Consider the following 19,983-nt stretch of genomic DNA (forward strand, 5'->3'; position numbering starts at 1 on the left):
TTGTGCCGCGACTCTAGCAACCCGGAGCCGCGCCACCACTGGCACAGCATGCCAGAACAACGACCTTGCGGGCCGCCGGCACGACTTGCGTTGGGCGACAGAAGCGGCGCTGCGCGCTACAAGGTCTAACCTGAAAGCCACCTGCACGCTGGGAGACGCACCATGGCCAGTCACTGGATGATCTACGGCGCCAACGGCTACACCGGTCGGCTGGTCGCCGAACAGGCGCAGCGCGAGGGCCTGACGCCGCTCCTCGGCGGACGCAACCCGGCCGCCCTGCACGCGCTCGGCAGCCAGCTCGGGCTGGAGTGCCGGGTCTTCGACCTGGGGGATCCGCAGGCCTGCCGCGAAGCCCTGGACCAAGTGAAGGTGGTGGCCCATTGCGCCGGTCCGTTCTCCGCCACCAGCACGCCGATGATCGCCGCCTGCCGTGCCGCCGGCACCCACTACGTGGATATCACTGGAGAGATCGCGGTGTTCGAGCAGGCCCACGCCGGCGACGCCGAGGCCCGCGAGGCCGGCATCGTGGTCTGCCCGGGCGTGGGCTTCGATGTGATCCCCACCGATTGCCTGGCCGCCTGCCTGAAGGAGGCGCTGCCGGACGCGCAACGGCTGGCGCTGGGCTTCGACACCGGCAGCGGGCTGTCGACGGGAACCGCGAAGACCAGCGTCGAAGGCCTCAAGTTCGGCGGCAAGATCCGCGAGAATGGCCGCCTGCGCGACGTGCCGCTGGGCTACAAGCGCCGCGACATCGATTTCGGCCGCGGCCTGCGGCACGCCGTGACGATTCCCTGGGGCGACGTGGCCACCGCCTACTACAGCACCGGCATCCCGGACATCGAGGTCTACCTGCCGGCGCCGCCGCTGCTGGCCCTGGGCATGCGCCTGATCGATCCGCTGCGTCCGCTGCTCGGTCGGCAACGGGTCCAGGACTGGCTCAAGGGGCAGGTCGACAAACGCATCGCCGGTCCCGACCAGGCGGCCCGCGAGCGCCTGCGCACCTGGGTCTGGGGCGAGGCGCGCAACGCCCGCGGCGAACGCCGCACGGCGCGCCTGGAGACGGCCAACGTGTACGACCTGACCCTGCACGGCGTGCTCCTGGCAGTGCGCCACCTGCTGGACTACCAGGGTCCCGGCGGCTACTTCACGCCATCGCGGTTGCTCGGCGCGCGCTGCGTCGAATCGTTGCCCGGCTCCGGACGAATCACCGTCATCGGCTGATCAGCCTGACACCCGCACCAAGCCGTCGCCGGCGCGGGCGAGCAGGTGCTCGGTGAGCGACGCGAGCAGTTCGCCGCCGTTGCGCCAGTAGTGCCAGTACAACGGTACGTCGATGACCTGGCCGGGCAGCAGCTCGACCAGTTCGCCGCGCGCCAGCTCGCCTTGCACCTGGCGCTCCGGTACCAGGCCCCAGCCGAGACCGCCGGCGGTGAGGCGGACGAAACCTTCCGAGGACGGGCAGAGGTGGTGGATGAAACCGCCCTCGACGCCGAGGTCCTTGAGAAAGCGGTGTTGCAGCAGGTCGTCCGGGCCGAACACGATCGCCGGCACGCCGGCCAGGGCGGCCGCCTCGACCCCGCGGGGAAAGTGCCGGGCAATGAAATCCGGGCTGGCCAGGCCGCGATAACGCATGGCTCCGAGCAGCAGCGAACGCGCGCCGGCCACCGGCCGCGCGCTACCGCAGACGCAGCCCGCCACTTCGCCCGCGCGCATGCGCTTGAGCCCGACCTCCTGGTCCTCCACCACAAGGTCCAGCAGCACCCGCCGCTCGGCGCAGAAATCGCCCACCGCGGCGGCCCACCAGGTCGCCAGGCTATCGGCGTTGAGAGCGATGCGCAGGCGCTCCGGGGCACCGCCTTCATCCAGGTTCGGCACCCAGCGCTGCAGGTCGCCCTCCAGCAGCCGCACCTGCTGCACATGGTTGAGCAGGCGGCGCCCGAGATCGGTGGGATGCGGCGGCGTCTCGCGCACCAGGACCGGCTGGCCGACCCGCGCCTCGAGCAGCTTGATCCGCTGCGATACCGCCGATTGCGACAGCCCCAGCGCCTGTGCGGCGCGCTCGAAACCGCCCTGCTCCACCACCGCGGCCAGCGCGGCGAGCAACTTGTAGTCGAACAAAATCAGTTTTCCTAATGAGAGATCAGCAGGATTCGTTTTCCTTATAAACCGCCCGCGGCCACACTCGCCAGCACTTTTCGATCCACCCGACGCGGACCGACCATGGCTGGCGAAACCTCGCTGCGCACCCTGCTGCGCACGCTCACTCCCGAACTCAATCCCGGCGACTATGTGTTCTGTACCTGCGCCGATGGCGCACTGCCGAACGGCGCCGAGCCGCTCGCCAGCTTCCGCGAGCGCGAAGGCCTGACCCTGGTGCTCGAACGCCGACAGGCCGAACGCCTGGGCCTGCCCTACGAATACGTGGCGGCCTGGATCACCCTGACGGTGCACTCCTCGCTGGCGGCGGTGGGCCTGACCGCCGCCTTCGCCACGGCGCTGGCCGAAGCCGGGATCAGTTGCAACGTGATGGCCGGCTATTTCCACGACCACCTGTTCGTCGCCCGCGACGAGGGCCGGCGCGCCCTCGCCGTGCTCCAGCGGCTGGCGGCGGAGGCACACTGACATGTGGCAGAGCTATCTCAACGGCATCCTGGTGGCTGCCGGCCTGATCATCGCCATCGGCGCGCAGAATGCCTTCGTCCTCGCGCAGAGCCTGCGCCGCGAGCATCACCTCTCGGTGGCCGCGCTCTGCGTGTTCTGCGACGCGGTGCTGGTCAGCCTCGGCGTGTTCGGCCTGGCCAAGCTGCTGCTGGAAAACCCGACGCTGCTGGCCATCGCCCGCTGGGGCGGGATCGCCTTCCTGACCTGGTACGGGCTCAAGGCGCTGCTTCGCGCGTTGCGCCCGGACGCCCTCGGCAACGCCGCGGAAACCGGGCCACGCTCGCGCAAGGCGGTGCTTCTGGCGGCACTGGCGGTCACCCTGCTCAACCCCCACGTCTATCTCGATACCGTACTTCTGATCGGTTCGCTCGGCGCCCAGCAGGCCGCGCCGGGCGCCTATGCCCTCGGCGCGGCCAGCGCCTCGCTGATGTGGTTCTTCGCCCTCGCCCTCGGCGCGGCATGGCTGGCCCCCTGGCTGGCGCGCCCGGCCACCTGGCGCCTGCTCGACCTGATGGTGGCGGCCATGATGCTGGGCATGGCCGCGCAACTGCTGTTCCGGGGATAACGCGGTTTCCCTCTTCCCGAGCGAACCCTTGCGCCGCCAGGCAGTCCAGAGAGAATGCGGCGGTGTTCGCCGGCGAGCTTGCAGAAGCCCGTCGCAGCGCGCCGCCGCCGGCCTTTGCCCCTACAGTTGCTGCGTGGATATGCCCCGACACGGGTGCTATGATCCGGAGTTCGCGGCACTGGGAGCCTAGGCTCCGAGTCGCACCCGGCGCCCTTTCCGGAGCGCTCCGCCGAACGTCCCCCCGGGGATCCAGGACGGGCTCCCGGACAGGCATCGGACCGGCCCCGTGAACCGGTCGCGCGCTAGCCGCGCCAGTCCTGACCTGAGGAAGAATAGGAGAGACACCATGGCTTTCGAATTGCCGCCGCTGCCTTACGAAAAGAACGCCCTTGAGCCGCACATTTCCGCAGAAACCCTGGAATACCACCACGACAAGCACCACAACACCTACGTGGTGAACCTGAACAACCTGATCCCGGGCACCGAGTTCGAAGGCAAGAGCCTCGAAGAGATCGTCAAGAGCTCCTCCGGCGGCATCTTCAACAACGCCGCCCAGGTGTGGAACCACACCTTCTACTGGAACTGCCTGAGCCCGAACGGCGGTGGCCAGCCCACCGGCGCCCTGGCCGACGCCATCAACGCCGCCTTCGGCTCCTTCGACAAGTTCAAGGAAGAGTTCACCAAGACTTCCGTCGGCACCTTCGGTTCCGGCTGGGGCTGGCTGGTGAAGAAGGCCGACGGCTCCCTGGCCCTGGCCAGCACCATCGGTGCCGGCAACCCGCTGACCAGCGGCGACACCCCGCTGCTGACCTGCGACGTCTGGGAACACGCCTACTACATCGACTACCGCAACCTGCGTCCGAAGTACGTCGAGGCGTTCTGGAACCTGGTCAACTGGGACTTCGTAGCGAAGAATTTCGCTGCCTGAGTCTGATCAGAACCACGAAAAAGCCCGGCATTCGCCGGGCTTTTTCGTTTTAATCTGCGGTCCAGGAGCCATCGTCTACCCTCAGGAACTGGTAGACCTTCGCTCGTGATAGCCTCTTGAGGTAAACAAGCTCTTCCTACCGGCTTGTCTTTCGCCCTGGCGACGAACAAGGAAGGCCCCTTGAAACTGGACTCCCGACACAGCCTCTCGCTCAAGCTGCTGCGTGTCGTGCTACTGGCGGCGCTGGCCGTTGGCGTAGTGCTCAGTTGCGCGCAGATCGTCTTCGACGCCTACAAGGCCAAGCAGGCGGTGAGCAGCGACGCCCAACGCATCCTCGCGATGGTCCGCGACCCTTCCACCCAGGCGGTCTACAGCCTCGACCGGGAAATGGCGATGCAGGTCCTCGAAGGCCTGTTCCAGCACGAGGCGGTGCGCCAGGCGAGCATCGGCCATCCCGGCGAGCCGATGCTGGCGGAGAAATCCAGGCCGCTGCTGGACCTGCCGACGCGCTGGCTGACCGACCCGATCCTCGGCCAGGAACGCACCTTCAGCATTCGACTGATCGGCCGCCCGCCCTATAGCGAATACTACGGCGACCTGAAGATCACCCTGGACACCGCGCCCTACGGCGAGAACTTCGTCACCACTTCGGAAATCATCTTCATCTCCGGCATTCTCCGCGCCCTGGCCATGGGCCTGGTGCTGTTCCTGGTCTACCACTGGATGCTGACCAAGCCGCTGTCGAAGATCATCGAACACCTGGTCAGCATCAATCCCGACCGCCCCAGCCAGCACCAGTTGCCGCTGCTCAAGGGGCACGAACGCAACGAGCTGGGGCTCTGGGTGACCACCGCCAACCAGTTGCTCGCCTCGATCGAAAGCAACAGCCACCTGCGTCGCGAGGCCGAGGACAACCTGCTGCGCATTTCCCAGTACGACTTCCTCACCGGCCTGCCGAACCGCCAGTTGCTGCAGCAGCAACTCGACCAGATCCTCGACGGCGCCGGCCGCCAGCAGCGCCGGGTGGCAGTGCTGTGCCTGGGCCTCGACGATTTCAAGGGGATCAACGAGCAGTACACCTACCAGCTCGGCGACCAGCTGCTGATCGCCCTCGCCGACCGCCTGCGCGGGCACAGCGCGCGGCTCGGTTCGCTGGCGCGCCTGGGCGGCGACCAGTTCGCCCTGGTCCAGGCCGACATCGAGCAACCCTACGAGGCGGCCGAACTGGCGCAGAGCATCCTCGACGGCCTGGAAGCGCCGTTCGAGATCGACCAGCACGAGGTGCGCCTGCGCGCCACCATCGGTATCACCCTGTTCCCCGAGGACGGCGAGACCACGGAGAAACTGCTGCAGAAGGCCGAGCAGACCATGACCCTGGCCAAGACCCGCTCGCGCAACCGCTACCAGTTCTACATCGCCAGCGTGGACAGCGAAATGCGTCGCCGCCGGGAACTGGAAAAGGACCTGCGCGACGCCCTGCAGCGCCACGAGCTGCACCTCGTCTACCAGCCGCAGGTGGACTACCGCGACCACCGCGTGGTCGGCGTCGAGGCACTGCTGCGCTGGCAACATCCGTTGCACGGCTTCGTCCCGCCGGACCTGTTCATCCCGCTGGCGGAACAGAACGGCAGCATCTTCAGCATCGGCGAGTGGGTGCTCGACCAGGCCTGCCGGCAGTTGCGCGAATGGCACGACCAGGGCTTCGACGACCTGCGCATGGCGGTCAATCTTTCCACCGTGCAGCTCCACCACAACGCCCTGCCACGGGTGGTCAGCAACCTGCTGCAGGTCTACCGCCTGCCGGCGCGCAGCCTGGAGCTGGAAGTCACCGAGACCGGCCTGATGGAGGACATCTCCACTGCCGCCCAGCACCTCCTCAGCCTGCGCCGCGCCGGCGCGCTGATCGCCATCGACGATTTCGGCACCGGCTATTCCTCGCTGAGCTACCTGAAGAGCCTGCCGCTGGACAAGATCAAGATCGACAAGAGTTTCGTCCAGGACCTGCTGCAGGACGAGGACGACGCGACCATCGTTCGCGCCATCATCCAGCTCGGCAAGAGCCTGGGCATGCAGGTGATCGCCGAGGGCGTGGAAACCGCCGAGCAGGAGGCGTACATCATCGCCGAAGGTTGCAACGAAGGTCAGGGCTACCTGTACAGCAAGCCGCTGCCGGCCAGGGAGCTGACCCAGTACCTCAAGCAGGCGCGGCGCCTGAGCCAGGCCACCAGCAGCGAACGGCCCTGATCAGAACAGGCGGCTGAACAGCCAGCCCGCCAATAGCGCGCTGCCCAGGCAGAGCAACGCGGCCCCCGCCGCCTGGCGGCGCAGTTGCACGGCGAGATCGTCCTCGCCCTGGCTGGAGAGAATGAAGGGATGCGCCTCCCCCGGCTTGCCGAGCCGGTGGCGGGTCGGCGCGGCGCTGCTTGCCCGATGCCGATCCTCGGCCTCCAGCCGTGCCGCCAGGCGCACCCGGTTCCATTCGCGCTCGTCCAGCTCGCCGTTGCCGTCGCTGTCGAAGCGCGCCAGCAGCCCGTGGAAATCGCCCTTCCATTCACGGATCACCGCACCCTGCGCCCGTTCGGCATCGAGTCCCTGGCGACCGCCACCGCTGCTGCGGAATTCGCCCAGCGCATAGAGCGGCTCGCCGGCATGCAGGCGCTCCTCGGTGTAGCGGTAAAGCCGCTCTCCGCCGACCAGGGTGCCGAAGCTCTCCAGCAGTCGCAGGGTATCGATCGGTGCTTCGCGAAAAGCCTCCCAGCGCTGCTGGGTCAAGGGTCGCACCTCGGCGCCGCGTGGGTCGACCAGGCAGGCATCGGTGGCATCGCGCAAGCCGAATGGCGACTCGCTGGCACCTTTGTCGACGGTGCGCCAGGCCTTCTCGCGGCCGCTGCGCTTTTCCTCGACTTCGATGCGGTAGCGCCACCACAGGCACGGCTTGCCGGTCAAGGGAGCCTGCAGCGGGCCTTCCGGGCCCTCCTCGAGCACCCCGTAGAGTTCGACGAAACCCTGCGCCGCCGAACGGATCCGCGAGGTCGGTACGTCGCCGAGCAGACGCGCCCGGGCAAGGCGGTGCACGAACTGCCAGCCGGCCCAGGCGCAGAGCCCCAGGCTGGCGGCGATGAACAGCCAGCGCAGGTCGAAGTCCATCTCAGCCGAACAGGGCCTTGAGATCGACGTCGGCCTTCTCCGCCTCGCTGAACTGCAACAGCTCGGCGGCCTTGAAGCCAGCGACACGGGCGATCAGCAGGTCGGGAAATTGCTCGATGCGCACGTTGTTCAGGTTCACCGCCTCGTTGTACAGCTCGCGGCGATCGGCGATCCCGTTCTCCAGGCCGCTGATGCGCTGGGAAAGGAACTGGAAACTTTCGTTGGCCTTGAGCTGCGGGTAGTTCTCGGCCAGCGCGAAGAGCTGCCCCAGGCCGGCGCGCAGGCCGCTCTCGGCCTTGCCCAGGGCATTCACGTCGGCGCGCTCGCGGGCGCTGGCGACGGCGTTGCGGGCGGCGATGACCCGCTCCAGGGTGGCGCGCTCGTGCTGCATGTATTGCTTGCAGGCCTCGACCAGCTTCGGCAGCTCGTCATGGCGCTGCTTGAGGAGCACGTCGATGTTGGCCCAGGCCTTGCCCACGGCGTGCTTCAGCCGTACCAGGCCGTTGTAGAGCACCACCGCGTAGCCGGCGAGCAGCAGCAGGACAACCCAGAAAGCGATAGCGGTCAGACTCATGGACGGAGCTCCGGACGAAGATACTGGCATTCTAGCTGCGCCCGACATGTCCAGGCACGACGGCGATCACGCTGCGCCCTTTTCAAAAATGCAAATCTTTCGCATTATGTGGCGGTTTTTTAACGCCCTCGCGGGTGTTTCCGACAAGCGCACGCCGCTTCGGCACGCCACCAATAAAGCAAAGGAATCCGCCATGACTCGTATGCCCCTGGCCACCGCCAGTCTGCTGGCCCTCGCCATCTCCCTCGCCGGCTGCGGCGACGACAAGAAAGCCGAAGCGCCCGCAACACCGGCGGCCAGCACGCAGCCCGCCGCGCCCGCCGCCGCCCCGGCCGCCAAGGTCGACGAGGCCGCCGCCAAGGCGGTGATCAAGAATTACGCGGACCTCGCCGAAGCCACCTTCGCCGATGCCCTGAGCACCGCCAAGGACCTGCAGAAAGCCATCGACGCGTTCCTCGCCAAGCCTGACGCGGAGACCCTGAAAGCCGCCAAGGAAGCCTGGTTCGCCGCTCGTACCCCTTACTCCCAGAGCGAAGCCTTCCGCTTCGGCAACGCGATCATCGACGACTGGGAAGGACAGGTTAACGCCTGGCCGCTGGACGAAGGCCTGATCGACTATGTCGCCAAGGACTACCAGCACGCCCTGGGCAACCCCGGCGCCACCGCCAACATCGTCGCCAACACCGAGATCCAGGTCGGCGAAGACAAGATCGACGTCAAGGAAATCACCGGCGAGAAACTGGCCAGCCTGAACGAGCTGGGCGGTTCCGAAGCCAACGTCGCCACCGGCTACCACGCCATCGAGTTCCTCCTCTGGGGCCAGGACCTGAACGGCACCGGTCCCGGCGCCGGCAACCGTCCCGCCACCGACTATGCCCAGGGCAAGGACTGCACCGGCGGCCATTGCGACCGTCGTGCCGCCTACCTGAAGGCCGTCACCGACCTGCTGGTCAGCGACCTCGAATACATGGCCGGACAGTGGAAAGCCGGCGTCGCCGACAACTACCGCGCCAAGCTGGAGGCCGAACCGGTGGATACCGGCCTGCGCAAGATGTTCTTCGGCATGGGCAGCCTGTCCCTCGGCGAACTGGCCGGCGAGCGCATGAAGGTCGCGCTGGAGGCCAACTCCACCGAAGACGAGCACGACTGCTTCAGCGACGACACCCACCACACCCTGTTCTTCAACGGCAAGAGCATCCGCAACATCTACCTCGGCGAGTACAAGCGCATCGACGGCAGCGTGGTCAAGGGCCCGAGCCTGGCCGACCTGGTCGCCAAGGCCGACGCCGCCGCCAACGACACCCTGAAGGCCGACCTGGCCGACACCGAGGCCAAGCTGCAGGCCATCGTCGACAGCGCCGAGAAGGATGGCGTGCACTTCGACCAGATGATCGCTCCGGACAACAAGGACGGCCAGCAGAAGATCCGCGACGCCATCGCCGCCCTGGTCAAGCAGACCGGCGCCATCGAGCAGGCCGCGGGCAAGCTGGGTATCCAGGACCTGAAGCCGGACAACGCCGACCACGAGTTCTGATTCCTTCCTGCGCCAACAGCGTGCGGCCCATGGCCGCACGCTGCGTTTCAGGGCCTCGAAAGCGGACTTCGCGGGCCTTTACAAACGCAAATCCCTCTTATTTTGATTAGCTCCAACTGGTAAGCTTGCGGGCTGTTTCTACGCAGTCCGGGATGTTCGCCGATGTCGTTGCCGTCACCTTCCATGCCGCTCGCCTGTCTCCTGACGGCGCTCCTTCTGGGCGGATGCGGCGCCGACGACGAACCGCTGCGCGCCGAGCCCGGTGAACACCTGTCCGGGGGCGCGACCACGGTGCTGCAAAGCGACCGCAACGCCTTCTCCCTGCCCTCCGCCAACCTCGCCCCGAGCCGGCGCCTGGACTTCAGCGTGGGCAACAGTTTCTTCCGCAACCCCTGGGTCATCGCCCCTTCCTCCACCACCGCGCGCGACGGTCTGGGACCGCTGTTCAATACCAACGCCTGCCAGAACTGCCATGTGAAGGACGGCCGCGGCCACCCGCCGGGAGCGGACGCGGTCAGCGCGGTGTCGATGCTGGTACGCCTGTCGATCCCGGCCGGCCCTGCGGACGGCAAGACCCTGTTGCACCAGGGGGTGATTCCCGAGCCGACCTACGGCGGCCAGTTGCAGGACGTCGGCATTCCCGGCATCGCCCCGGAAGGCAAGGTGCGGATGGACTACGAGCCGCTGAAGGTGAGGTTCGAGGACGGCACCGAGGTCGAACTGCGCAAGCCGATCCTGCGGATCAGCCAGCTCGGCTATGGGCCGATGCATCCGCAGACGATGTTTTCCGCCCGCGTCGCCCCGCCGATGATCGGCCTCGGCCTGCTCGAGGCGATTCCCGAAGAGGCGATCCTGGCCAATGCCGATCCGGACGACCGCAACGGCGACGGTATCCGCGGGCGCGCCAACCAGGTCTGGGATGCCGCACGGCAGCGCACCGCGCTCGGCCGCTTCGGCTGGAAGGCCGGCCAGCCGGATATCCCGCAGCAGAACGCGCACGCCTTCGCCAACGACATGGGCCTGACCAGCAGCCTGCTGCCCCACGACGACTGCAGCGCCGCCCAGGTCGAGTGCCGCCGGGCGCCCGACGGCGGCGAGCCGGAAGTCAGCGACAACATCTTCGCCCAGGTGCTGTTCTACAGCCGCAACCTGGCGGTCCCGGCACGGCGCAAGGTGGACGACCCGCAGGTGCTGGCCGGCAAGCGCCTGTTCGCCCAGGCCAACTGCGTGGCCTGCCACGTTCCCGCCTTCACTACCGGTTCCGACGCCAGCGAGCCGGAGCTGGCCAACCAACGGATTCGTCCCTATTCCGACCTGTTGCTGCATGACATGGGCGACGGCTTGGCGGACAATCGCCCGGAATTTCTCGCCAGCGGGCGGGACTGGCGAACCCCGCCGCTATGGGGCATCGGCCTGACCGAAACGGTCAACGGTCACACCCAGTTCCTCCACGACGGGCGCGCCCGCAATCTGCTGGAGGCGATCCTCTGGCACGGCGGCGAAGCCGAAGCGGCCAAGCGGCACGTGCTCGGCTTCGACGCCGACCAGCGCAGCGCCCTGCTGGCCTTCCTGAATTCACTCTGAGGAGCCCACATGTTCCGCCCACGACTGCTCTTGACCAGCCTCGCCATCGCCCTCGGCGCCTGTTCGCCGCAAGACCCGCAGGCCGTCACCAGTGCCGCCCTGGCGCAACAGGTGATCCTGCCGACCTACAGCCGCTGGGTGGAGGCCGACCAGGCCCTGGCCAGCAGCGCCCTGGCCTACTGCCAGGGCAAGGAAGACCTGGCCAAGGCCCGCGACGCGTTCCACGCCGCGCAGAAGGCCTGGGCCGAGCTGCAACCGCTGCTGATCGGCCCGCTGGCCGAGGGCAACCGCGCCTGGCAGGTGCAGTTCTGGCCGGACAAGAAGGATCTGGTCGGGCGCCAGGTCGAACAGTTGCTGAAGAACAACCCGCAGGTCGACGCCGCGGCCCTGGCCAAGGCCAGCGTGGTGGTGCAGGGGCTCTCCGCCTACGAATACATCCTCTTCGACAGCAAGATCGACCTCGCCGACGCCGCCACCAAGGCCCGCTATTGCCCGTTGCTGGAAGCCATCGGCACCCACCAGCAGCAACTGGCCCAGGACATCCTGGCGCGCTGGAAGAACGACGGCGGCATGCTCACCCAGATGAGCAAGTTCCCCAACGACCGCTATGCCGACGCCCACGAGGCGATCGCCGAGCTGCTGCGGGTCCAGGTCACCGCCCTGGACATGCTGAAGAAGAAACTCGGTACTCCGCTGGGCCGGCAGAGCAAGGGCATTCCCCAGCCCTACCAGGCCGAGGCCTGGCGCAGCAACGCCTCGCTGGCCAGCCTGGACGCCAGCCTGAGCGGCGCCCAGGCGCTCTGGGAAGGTATCGACGGCAAGGGCCTGAAGACCCTGCTGCCGGCCGAACAGAAGGCCCTGGCCGGCAAGATCGACGCCGCCTACGCCGACAGCCACGCGAAGCTGGCGGCGCTGGAACAGAAACCGCTCTCCGAACTGCTCGCCAGCGAAGACGGGCGCAACCAGCTCAACGCCCTCTATGACAGCCTGAACGTGGTCCACCGCCTGCACGAAGGCGACCTGGCCCGCGCCCTCGGCGTGCAACTGGGCTTCAACGCCAACGATGGCGACTGAGGTCGGCACCATGCTGCGACGTCATGTGATCGGTCTGGGTAGCCTGCTGCTCGGCGCCTTGTCCTTCGGCGGCTGGAGCTTCAGCCGCCAGGGTAGCCAACCGCTGGTGCTGTCGGCGCGCGACGACGCCGATGGCCAGCATTACGCGGTGGGCTACCGCCTGGACGGCAAGTGCCAGTTCGCCACCCGCGTGGCCCAGCGCTGCCACGACATCGTCCAGCACCCGAGCCTGCCGCTGGCGCTGTTCGTCGCCCGCCGGCCAGGCACCGAAAGCTACCTGATCGACCTGAACGACGGTCGCCTGCTGCAGACCCTGGTCTCGCAGAAAGACCGCCACTTCTACGGCCACGGCGTGTTCCACCAGAGCGGCGAATGGCTCTACGCCACCGAGAACGACACTACCGATCCCGGTCGCGGCGTGCTCGGCGTCTACCGTTTCGACGGCGAGCGACTGCAGCACAGCGGCGAGATCTCTACTCACGGCCTCGGGCCGCACCAGGTTTCCTGGATGCCCGACGGCGAGACCCTGGTAGTGGCCAACGGCGGCATTCGCACCGAGGCGGAAAGCCGGGTCGAGATGAACCTCGACGCCATGGAGCCCAGCCTGGTGCTGATGCGCCGCGACGGCAACCTGCTGTCCAAGGAAACCCTGGCGCAGCAGATGAACAGCGTCCGCCACCTGGCGATCGGTCGCGACGGCACCATCGTCGCCGGCCAGCAGTTCATGGGCGATGCCCACGAACATGCCGACCTGCTGGCGATCAAGCGCCCCGGCCGTCCCTTCGAAGCCTTCCCGGTGGCCGAGGAGCAGCGCCTGGCGATGGCCCAGTACACCGCCAGCGTGGCGATCCACGACGACCTGCGCCTGGTGGCCCTGACCGCCCCGCGCGGCAACCGTTTCTTCATCTGGGACCTGGACAGCGGTGCCGTACGCCTCGACGCGCCGTTGCCGGACTGCGCCGGCGTGGGCGCGGTGAAGAACGGCTTCGTCGTCACGTCCGGACAGGGCCGTTGCCGCTTCTACGACTGCCAGGGCGAGCGCATCGCCGCGCAACCGCTGGAGCTGCCTTCCGGCCTCTGGGACAACCACCTGCACCTGGCCTGAGAGCGCGGCATCAACCTCTCGCCATACCGGTCCGCGAAAGTCGGAAGCGACCTGCAACACGCTTGAAATCTTTCGCCAATCCTGTGCTTTGACAAGCCTTGAAAGCTGCACGTAATGTGTCGGATTCGCCCCGAAACGGGGCGCTCTCGGCATACCAGGGACCAGGATTATGTTGCTCCGCCGCATGTTGATCATGCTCGCCGCGGTGATCGCCGTGGTGGCGATTCTCGCCGGCTACAAGGTCTACTCCATCCGTCAGCAGATCGCCCTTTTCAGCGCACCGAAACCGCCGATCAGCGTGACCGCCAGCCTGGCCGAAAAGCGTCCCTGGCAGAGCCGCCTGCCAGCCATCGGCAGCCTCAAGGCATTCCAGGGCGTGACCCTCACCGCCGAAGTCTCCGGCACGGTACGCGACGTACTGTTCCTTTCCGGCGACCAGGTGAAGCTGGACCAACCGCTGATCCAGCTGGAAAGCGACGTCGAGGAAGCCACCCTGCGCACTGCCGAGGCCGATCTCGGCCTGGCCAGGGCCGAGTACCAGCGCGGCCGCGAACTGATCGGCAGCAAGGCCATCTCGAAAAGCGAATTCGACCGTCTCGCCGCGCAGTGGGCCAAGACCAGCGCCACCGTCGCCGAACTGAAGGCGGCACTGGCGAAGAAGCGCGTGCTCGCGCCCTTCGCCGGGACCATCGGCATCCGCCAGGTGGACGTCGGCGACTACGTCTCGCCCGGGACGCCGATCGCCACCTTGCAGGACCTTTCCACCCTGCTCCTGGATTTCCACCTGCCCGAGCAGGACTTCCCCCTGCTCAGCCGCGGCCAGTTGGTGAAGGTCCGGGTCGCCGCCTACCCCGGCCAGGTGTTCGACGCCGAGATCGCCGCCATCAACCCCAAGGTCGACAACGAGACCCGCAACCTGCAGGTCCGCGCCGCCCTGGAGAACCCGGACGGCAAGCTGCTGCCGGGCATGTTCGCCAACCTCGAGGTGATGTTGCCTGGCGAGGAACAACGCGTCGTGGTGCCGGAGACGGCGATCACCTTTACCCTCTACGGCGACTCGATCTACGTCGTCGGGCAGAAGAAGGACGAGCAGGGCCAGGTGTCGAAGGATGACAAGGGCCAGCCGCAACGGGTCGTCGAGCGCCGCTTCGTCAGGATCGGCGAACGCCGCGAAGGCCTGGCGGTGGTGCTCGAAGGCCTGGAGGGCGGCGAGCAGGTAGTGACTTCCGGGCAACTGAAGCTCGACAACGGCGCCGCGGTGGCCATCGTCGCCGAGCGGGACCTCCAGCAAGAGCACTGAGTCGCGCGCCTTCCCGCTCCGAGGCGGAAGGCTTGCCAAGGGACTGAAACATGGCTTTTACCGATCCGTTCATCCGTCGTCCGGTCCTGGCGAGCGTGGTCAGCCTGCTGATCGTCCTGCTCGGCATGCAGGCCTTCAGCAAGCTGGTGATCCGCGAGTATCCGCAAATGGAGAACGCGCTGATCACGGTGACCACGCTCTACGCCGGAGCCAACGCGGAGACCATCCAGGGCTACATCACCCAGCCGCTGCAGCAAAGCCTGGCCAGCGCCGAAGGCATCGACTACATGACCTCGGTGAGCCGGCAGAACTATTCGACCATCTCCATCTACGCGCGGATCGGCGCCAATACCGATCGCCTGGTCACCGAGCTGCTGGCCAAGTCCAACGAAGTGAAGAGCCAGCTGCCGCCGGACGCCGAGGACCCGGTGCTGCAGAAGGAGGCCGCGGACGCCTCGGCGCTGATGTACATCAGCTTCTACAGCGAGCAGATGAACAACCCGCAGATCACCGACTACCTGTCGCGGGTGATCCAGCCCAAGCTGGCGACCCTGCCCGGTATCGCCGAGGCGGAGATCCTCGGCAACCAGGTGTTCGCCATGCGCCTGTGGCTGGACCCGGTGAAGATGGCCGCGTTCGGCGTCACCGCCGGCGAGATCAACCAGGCGGTGCAGCAGTACAACTTCCTCGCCGCCGCCGGCGAGGTGAAGGGCCAGTTGGTGGTCACCAGCGTCAATGCTTCCACCGACCTCAAGTCGCCCCAGGCCTTCGCCGCCATCCCGGTGAAGACCGACGGCGACCGCCGGGTGCTGATGGGTGATGTCGCACGGGTCGAACTGGGCGCCGCCAGCTACGACGCGATCAGTTCGTTCAATGGGATTCCCTCGGTCTACATCGGCATCAAGGGCACGCCCAGCGCCAACCCGCTGGACGTGATCAAGGAAGTGCGGGCGAAGATGCCCGAACTGGAAGAGCAATTGCCGCCCAACCTCAAGGTGTCCATCGCCTACGACGCCACGCGCTTCATCCAGGCCTCCATCGACGAAGTGGTTAAGACCCTCGGCGAGGCGGTGCTGATCGTCATCGTGGTGGTGTTCCTGTTCCTCGGCGCGTTCCGTTCGGTACTGATCCCGGTGGTGACCATTCCGCTGTCGATGATCGGCGTATTGTTCTTCATGCAGGCCATGGGCTACTCGATCAACCTGCTGACCCTGCTGGCGATGGTCCTGGCCATCGGCCTGGTGGTGGACGACGCGATCGTGGTGGTGGAAAACATCCACCGCCACATCGAGGAGGGCAAGCCGCCCTTCGAGGCCGCCCTGGAGGGCGCGCGGGAGATCGCCGTGCCGGTGGTCAGCATGACCATCACCCTCGCCGCGGTCTACGCGCCGATCGGTTTCCTCACCGGCCTCACCGGCGCCCTGTTCAAGGAGTTCGCCTTCACCCTGGCCGGCGCGGTGATCATTTCCGGGATCGTCGCCCTGACCCTGTCGCCGATGATGTGCTCGCGCCTGCTGCGCCACGAGGAGAATCCCTCGGGCCTGGCGCATCGCCTCGACCTGATCTTCGAGGGCCTGAAGCGACGCTACCAGCGCGCCCTTCACGGCACCCTGGACACCCGTCCGGTGGTCCTGGTGTTCGCCGTGCTGGTACTGGCGCTGATCCCGGTACTACTGATGTTCACCAAGAAGGAGCTGGCGCCGGAAGAGGACCAGGGCATCGTGTTCCTCATGACCAACTCGCCGCAGACCGCCAACCTCGACTACCTGAATCGCTATACCGCCGAGTTCGAAGGCATCTTCCGCAGCTTCCCGGAGTATTACTCGGCGTTCCAGATCAACGGCTACAACGGCGTCCAGGCCGGCATCGGCGGCATGCTGCTCAAGCCCTGGGACGAACGCGAAAAGAGCCAGATGGAATTGCTCCATGCGGTGCAGGCGAAGCTCAACGAGATTCCCGGCGTGCAGATCTTCGCCTTCAACCTGCCGTCGCTACCGGGCACCGGCGAGGGCCTGCCATTCCAGTTCGTGCTCAACACCGCCAACGACTACGAGTCGCTGCTGCAAGTGGCGCAACGGGTGAAGCAGCGCGCCAGCGAGTCCGGCAAGTTCGCCTTCCTCGATCTCGACCTGGCGTTCGACAAACCCGAGCTGGTGGTCGACATCGACCGCGAGAAGGCCGCGCAGATGGGCGTCTCCATGCAAGACCTGGGGGTGGCGCTGGCCAGCCTGCTCGGCGAGGGCGAGATCAACCGCTTCACCATCGACGGGCGCAGCTACAAGGTCATCGCCCAGGTCGAACGCCCCTATCGCGACAATCCCGGCTGGCTCGGCAGCTACTACGTGAAGAGCCGCAACGGCCAACTGGTCGCCCTCTCGACCCTGATCGAGACCCACGAACGGGCACGGCCGCGGCAACTGAACCAGTTCCAGCAGCTCAACTCGGCGATCATCTCCGGCTTCCCCATCGTCAGCATGGGCGAGGCCATCGAGACAGTTCAGCAGATCGCCCGCGAGGAAGCCCCGCGCGGCTTCGCCGTCGACTACGCCGGCGCTTCCCGGCAATACGTGCAGGAAGGCAGCGCATTGCTGGTCACCTTCGGACTGGCCCTGGCGATCATCTTCCTGGTCCTCGCCGCACAGTTCGAAAGCTTCCGCGATCCGCTGGTGATCATGGTCACCGTGCCGCTGTCGATCTGCGGTGCGCTGATACCGCTGTTCCTCGGCGTGTCGAGCCTGAACATCTATACCCAGGTCGGCCTGGTGACACTGATCGGCCTGATCAGCAAACACGGCATCCTGATCGTCGAGTTCGCCAACCAGTTGCGCCACGAACAGGGGCTGGAGCGTCGCGAGGCCATCGAGCAGGCCGCCGCGATCCGCCTGCGGCCAGTACTGATGACCACCGCGGCGATGGTGCTCGGGGTGATCCCGCTGATCCTCGCCACCGGCGCCGGGGCGGTCAGTCGCTTCGACATCGGCATCGTGATCGCTACCGGCATGTCGGTGGGCACCCTGTTCACCCTGTTCGTCCTGCCGTGCATCTACACCCTGGTGGCCAGGCCGGATGCCCCGCCAGGCGTGACGCAAGCGGCAAACGCACACTGATCGGAAACGGCGGATAGCGACAACAGCGCTGTCCGCCGGTGCTGTCGCCCCATCCCACAGCCCTCCGGGCGCGATCCTATGTCCGCCGGCAGCCGCCTCCAGTAGACTGCCCGCTGAAACGCAGTGGTGAGACGAGCATGGCCGAGAGCGCTTTTTCCGAACGTATCGTGCAGAACCTGCTGGATACCGACTTCTACAAGCTGACCATGATGCAGGCGGTGCTGCACAACTATCCCAACGCCGAGGTGGAGTGGGAGTTCCGCTGCCGCAACCAGGAAGACCTACGCCTGTACCTGCCGGCCATCCGCGAACAACTGGAATACCTGGCGGGCCTGGCGATCAGCGACGAGCAACTGGCCTTCCTCGAACGGATTCCCTTCCTCGCGCCGGACTTCATCCGCTTCCTCGGGTTATTCCGCTTCAACCCGCGCTACGTGCAGACCGGCATCGAGAACGACGAATTCTTCCTGCGCCTGAAAGGTCCCTGGCTGCACGTGATCCTCTTCGAAGTGCCGCTGCTGGCGATGATCAGCGAGGTGCGCAACCGCGCCCGCTACCCGGCCGCCACCGTCGAGCAGGCGCGCGAACGCCTGCAGGAAAAGTTCGATTGGCTGCGCCGGGAGGCCAGCGCCGAGGAACTGGCCGGCTTCAAGATGGCCGACTTCGGTACCCGCCGCCGCTTCTCCTATCGGGTCCACGAGGCGGTGGTGAGCGGTCTGAAGGATGACTTTCCGGGCTGCTTCGTCGGCACCAGCAACGTCCACCTGGCACGCAAGCTCGACCTCAAGCCCCTCGGCACCATGGCCCACGAATGGCTGATGGCCCACCAGCAGCTCGGTCCGCGCCTGATCGACAGCCAGAGTGCCGCGTTGGACTGCTGGGTCCGCGAATACCGTGGGCTGCTCGGCATCGCGCTGACCGACTGCATCACCACCGATGCCTTCCTGCGCGACTTCGACCTCTATTTCGCCAAGCTCTTCGACGGCCTCCGCCACGACTCGGGCGACCCGTTGCTGTGGGCGGAAAAGACCATCGCCCACTACCTCAAGCTGGGCATCGACCCGTTGACCAAGACCCTGGTGTTCTCCGACGGCCTCGACCTGCCGCGGGCCCTGAAGATCTATCGCGCGCTACAGGGCCGGATCAACGTCAGCTTCGGCATAGGCACGCATTTCACCTGCGACCTGCCGGGCGTCGAGCCGATGAACATCGTGGTGAAGATGAGCGCCTGCAACGGCCATCCGGTGGCGAAGATCTCCGATACGCCCGGCAAGGCGCAATGCCGGGACCCTGACTTCATCCACTACCTCAAGCACGTGTTCCAGGTCGCCTAGGGCAAGCCTGGCGCGCCGCGGCAAGGTGGCGCATGAGGCCTGGTCCTTATTCGGCCCATGCCTCCGACGATCTCATCGCCCATGAAAAAGCCCCGCCAAGGCGGGGCTTTTTCGACAAGGAGACTCAGCGCGACAGGCTGGCTCCCCCCTGGGAAAGACCGAACATCAGCAGCAGGATGTCCTTGTTCGGCTGGACCTCCTGGCGCGTCGGCCGCTCGGCCTTGAGCACCGAAGGCGTCGGGCAGTACTCATGACCGCCGTTCATCTGCACCACGTTCGGCGCGGGTTCGTGCCAGGCGGCAGCCGCGGCTGTAGCCACGGCGAGAGCGCCGACCAGCAACAAACCTCGAGTGATTTCTAATTTCATGTCTGCAACCCTTTGATGGCGCTGCCAAACGCCGTCTGGTAACCATAGATGAAGGCTTGCCACTGCGCGCCAGTCCACGACGAACGGCGCTTCAACTGCTTCAGGTCGTGCTGGGACGCCTTGTTCACCGTAAGGCGGCGGCGGCTCTTCTCCAGGTCGATCAGCGCTACTTCGATGGCCTCGCCCTCGACGCGGACGAAGATGTGCTTCGGATAGAGACAACCGTGCTGCCAGTGGGCGAGATTCATCCGGGCAATGGTAGCGCCGATTTGTTGCAGAATTCTTTGGTGCTTCGCTTCGCCCCAGCGGTCCTGGTCACCGCGCGCATAGCACTCGTCGAGGCTGGAGAAACCCTCCAGGGCTTCGGTCACCAGCAGCGCCTGCCATTGTCCGTCGACCTTGCGGCAGCCGGAATAGACCAGGCGCGGCACGCGAATACCAAGCGACTCGAAGGCCCGTAGCGCATCGCGCTCGCGCATGGCGGTGGGATAGCCGAAAGGGCGCTGCCAGTCGCGGTAGACGTGGCCGGTCTGCTGCTTGCGATAGAGCAGCCGTCCATCGCCGGTGTACACCCGCTGCACGCCGCTGGCCCCGCCGCGCCGCTCGTTGGGCTCCTCGACCCAGCTGCCGGGTACCTGCAACCACTGGTCGATGGCGGAGTCGCCGGAGATACGTTGCAGGGATGCCAGATCGGGAGCCATCG

The 19,983-nt window shown here is 66.6% G+C and carries 17 protein-coding genes; 12 read left to right on the forward strand and 5 right to left on the reverse strand.

The annotated features are described in order from the left end of the window. The first annotated feature begins 162 nt into the window (after positions 1 to 162). Positions 163 to 1,221 carry a saccharopine dehydrogenase family protein gene (locus M6E97_RS28885; protein WP_003093996.1) on the forward strand — a complete coding sequence of 353 codons (1,059 nt, stop codon included), beginning with the start codon at positions 163 to 165 and terminating at the stop codon, positions 1,219 to 1,221. On the opposite strand, the gene M6E97_RS28890 is transcribed toward M6E97_RS28885, so the two are convergent. Next, the gene (locus tag M6E97_RS28890) at positions 1,222 to 2,124 is read right to left on the reverse strand and encodes a LysR family transcriptional regulator ArgP (protein WP_003120877.1); all 903 of its coding nucleotides are present in this window, start codon (positions 2,122 to 2,124) and stop codon (positions 1,222 to 1,224) included. Positions 2,125 to 2,220: 96 nt separating this feature from the next. On the opposite strand from M6E97_RS28890, the gene M6E97_RS28895 reads away from it, so the two are divergent. From M6E97_RS28895 to bifA, 4 genes are all read left to right on the forward strand, one after another. Next, a complete protein-coding gene (locus M6E97_RS28895) occupies positions 2,221 to 2,622 on the forward strand; it encodes an ACT domain-containing protein (protein ID WP_003094000.1) in 402 nt (133 codons plus the stop codon). 1 nt (position 2,623) lies between these two features. Next, entirely contained in the window at positions 2,624 to 3,226 is a 603-nt protein-coding gene (locus M6E97_RS28900; RefSeq protein ID WP_003094003.1) for a LysE/ArgO family amino acid transporter, read from the forward strand. A gap of 346 nt (positions 3,227 to 3,572) precedes the next feature. Next, positions 3,573 to 4,154, forward strand: coding sequence for a superoxide dismutase [Fe] (sodB, locus tag M6E97_RS28905; protein WP_003094005.1), 582 nt, complete (start codon positions 3,573 to 3,575; stop codon positions 4,152 to 4,154). Between the two features lie 180 nt (positions 4,155 to 4,334). After that, entirely contained in the window at positions 4,335 to 6,398 is a 2,064-nt protein-coding gene (bifA, locus tag M6E97_RS28910; RefSeq protein WP_003094007.1) for a cyclic-di-GMP phosphodiesterase BifA, read from the forward strand. Here the strand turns inward: bifA and M6E97_RS28915 are convergent, their stop codons facing one another. Both M6E97_RS28915 and M6E97_RS28920 read right to left on the reverse strand, forming a co-directional pair. Next, positions 6,399 to 7,301: a GIDE domain-containing protein gene (locus M6E97_RS28915; RefSeq protein WP_003120884.1), complete on the reverse strand. Its 903-nt coding sequence runs from the start codon at positions 7,299 to 7,301 to the stop codon at positions 6,399 to 6,401. It lies immediately after the preceding gene. 1 nt (position 7,302) lies between these two features. After that, positions 7,303 to 7,875: a LemA family protein gene (locus tag M6E97_RS28920; protein ID WP_003094011.1), complete on the reverse strand. Its 573-nt coding sequence runs from the start codon at positions 7,873 to 7,875 to the stop codon at positions 7,303 to 7,305. A gap of 193 nt (positions 7,876 to 8,068) precedes the next feature. Between M6E97_RS28920 and M6E97_RS28925 the strand changes: the two genes are divergently transcribed. The 7 genes from M6E97_RS28925 to pncB all read left to right on the forward strand — a co-directional run bounded on the left by M6E97_RS28925 (position 8,069) and on the right by pncB (position 18,913). After that, positions 8,069 to 9,409: an imelysin family protein gene (locus tag M6E97_RS28925; protein WP_003112765.1), complete on the forward strand. Its 1,341-nt coding sequence runs from the start codon at positions 8,069 to 8,071 to the stop codon at positions 9,407 to 9,409. 162 nt (positions 9,410 to 9,571) lie between these two features. Then, complete coding sequence (locus M6E97_RS28930) at positions 9,572 to 10,993, forward strand: di-heme oxidoredictase family protein (RefSeq protein WP_052154488.1); 1,422 nt, start codon at positions 9,572 to 9,574, stop codon at positions 10,991 to 10,993. 9 nt (positions 10,994 to 11,002) lie between these two features. After that, on the forward strand, positions 11,003 to 12,067 hold the full coding sequence (locus tag M6E97_RS28935; protein WP_003094017.1) for an imelysin family protein: 1,065 nt from the start codon (positions 11,003 to 11,005) through the stop codon (positions 12,065 to 12,067). A 10-nt stretch (positions 12,068 to 12,077) separates the two neighbouring features. Beyond that, positions 12,078 to 13,172 carry a DUF1513 domain-containing protein gene (locus tag M6E97_RS28940; RefSeq protein WP_003094019.1) on the forward strand — a complete coding sequence of 365 codons (1,095 nt, stop codon included), beginning with the start codon at positions 12,078 to 12,080 and terminating at the stop codon, positions 13,170 to 13,172. A gap of 169 nt (positions 13,173 to 13,341) precedes the next feature. After that, positions 13,342 to 14,472 carry a multidrug efflux RND transporter periplasmic adaptor subunit MexV gene (gene mexV / locus M6E97_RS28945; protein WP_003102651.1) on the forward strand — a complete coding sequence of 377 codons (1,131 nt, stop codon included), beginning with the start codon at positions 13,342 to 13,344 and terminating at the stop codon, positions 14,470 to 14,472. 50 nt (positions 14,473 to 14,522) lie between these two features. Continuing rightward, positions 14,523 to 17,579 carry a multidrug efflux RND transporter permease subunit MexW gene (gene mexW / locus M6E97_RS28950; protein WP_003110732.1) on the forward strand — a complete coding sequence of 1,019 codons (3,057 nt, stop codon included), beginning with the start codon at positions 14,523 to 14,525 and terminating at the stop codon, positions 17,577 to 17,579. 137 nt (positions 17,580 to 17,716) lie between these two features. After that, complete coding sequence (pncB, locus tag M6E97_RS28955) at positions 17,717 to 18,913, forward strand: nicotinate phosphoribosyltransferase (protein WP_003094025.1); 1,197 nt, start codon at positions 17,717 to 17,719, stop codon at positions 18,911 to 18,913. Between the two features lie 124 nt (positions 18,914 to 19,037). On the opposite strand, the gene M6E97_RS28960 is transcribed toward pncB, so the two are convergent. Together M6E97_RS28960 and M6E97_RS28965 are read right to left on the reverse strand one after the other, a co-directional pair. Then, complete coding sequence (locus tag M6E97_RS28960; protein ID WP_003134699.1) at positions 19,038 to 19,280, reverse strand: hypothetical protein; 243 nt, start codon at positions 19,278 to 19,280, stop codon at positions 19,038 to 19,040. After that, positions 19,277 to 19,981, reverse strand: a complete 705-nt coding sequence (locus M6E97_RS28965) for a lipopolysaccharide kinase InaA family protein (RefSeq protein ID WP_003094029.1) — start codon at positions 19,979 to 19,981, stop codon at positions 19,277 to 19,279. Before M6E97_RS28965 ends, M6E97_RS28960 begins: the two co-directional genes overlap by 4 nt. Positions 19,982 to 19,983 lie beyond the last annotated feature (2 nt).

This window comes from Pseudomonas sp. B111, from assembly GCF_026428275.1.
Classification (GTDB): domain Bacteria; phylum Pseudomonadota; class Gammaproteobacteria; order Pseudomonadales; family Pseudomonadaceae; genus Pseudomonas; species Pseudomonas aeruginosa.

What these genes read in the sequence shown, in the direction of transcription:
- M6E97_RS28885 (WP_003093996.1), top strand. Translation starts at nt 163, where the DNA reads ATGGCCAGTCACTGGATGATCTACGGCGCCAACGGCTACACCGGTCGG.
- mexW (WP_003110732.1), top strand. Translation starts at nt 14,523, where the DNA reads ATGGCTTTTACCGATCCGTTCATCCGTCGTCCGGTCCTGGCGAGCGTG.
- M6E97_RS28920 (WP_003094011.1), bottom strand. Translation starts at nt 7,875, where the DNA reads ATGAGTCTGACCGCTATCGCTTTCTGGGTTGTCCTGCTGCTGCTCGCC.
- M6E97_RS28895 (WP_003094000.1), top strand. Translation starts at nt 2,221, where the DNA reads ATGGCTGGCGAAACCTCGCTGCGCACCCTGCTGCGCACGCTCACTCCC.
- M6E97_RS28965 (WP_003094029.1), bottom strand. Translation starts at nt 19,981, where the DNA reads ATGGCTCCCGATCTGGCATCCCTGCAACGTATCTCCGGCGACTCCGCC.
- M6E97_RS28940 (WP_003094019.1), top strand. Translation starts at nt 12,078, where the DNA reads ATGCTGCGACGTCATGTGATCGGTCTGGGTAGCCTGCTGCTCGGCGCC.
- M6E97_RS28925 (WP_003112765.1), top strand. Translation starts at nt 8,069, where the DNA reads ATGACTCGTATGCCCCTGGCCACCGCCAGTCTGCTGGCCCTCGCCATC.
- M6E97_RS28960 (WP_003134699.1), bottom strand. Translation starts at nt 19,280, where the DNA reads ATGAAATTAGAAATCACTCGAGGTTTGTTGCTGGTCGGCGCTCTCGCC.
- M6E97_RS28930 (WP_052154488.1), top strand. Translation starts at nt 9,572, where the DNA reads ATGTCGTTGCCGTCACCTTCCATGCCGCTCGCCTGTCTCCTGACGGCG.
- mexV (WP_003102651.1), top strand. Translation starts at nt 13,342, where the DNA reads ATGTTGCTCCGCCGCATGTTGATCATGCTCGCCGCGGTGATCGCCGTG.
- pncB (WP_003094025.1), top strand. Translation starts at nt 17,717, where the DNA reads ATGGCCGAGAGCGCTTTTTCCGAACGTATCGTGCAGAACCTGCTGGAT.
- M6E97_RS28935 (WP_003094017.1), top strand. Translation starts at nt 11,003, where the DNA reads ATGTTCCGCCCACGACTGCTCTTGACCAGCCTCGCCATCGCCCTCGGC.
- M6E97_RS28900 (WP_003094003.1), top strand. Translation starts at nt 2,624, where the DNA reads ATGTGGCAGAGCTATCTCAACGGCATCCTGGTGGCTGCCGGCCTGATC.
- sodB (WP_003094005.1), top strand. Translation starts at nt 3,573, where the DNA reads ATGGCTTTCGAATTGCCGCCGCTGCCTTACGAAAAGAACGCCCTTGAG.
- M6E97_RS28915 (WP_003120884.1), bottom strand. Translation starts at nt 7,301, where the DNA reads ATGGACTTCGACCTGCGCTGGCTGTTCATCGCCGCCAGCCTGGGGCTC.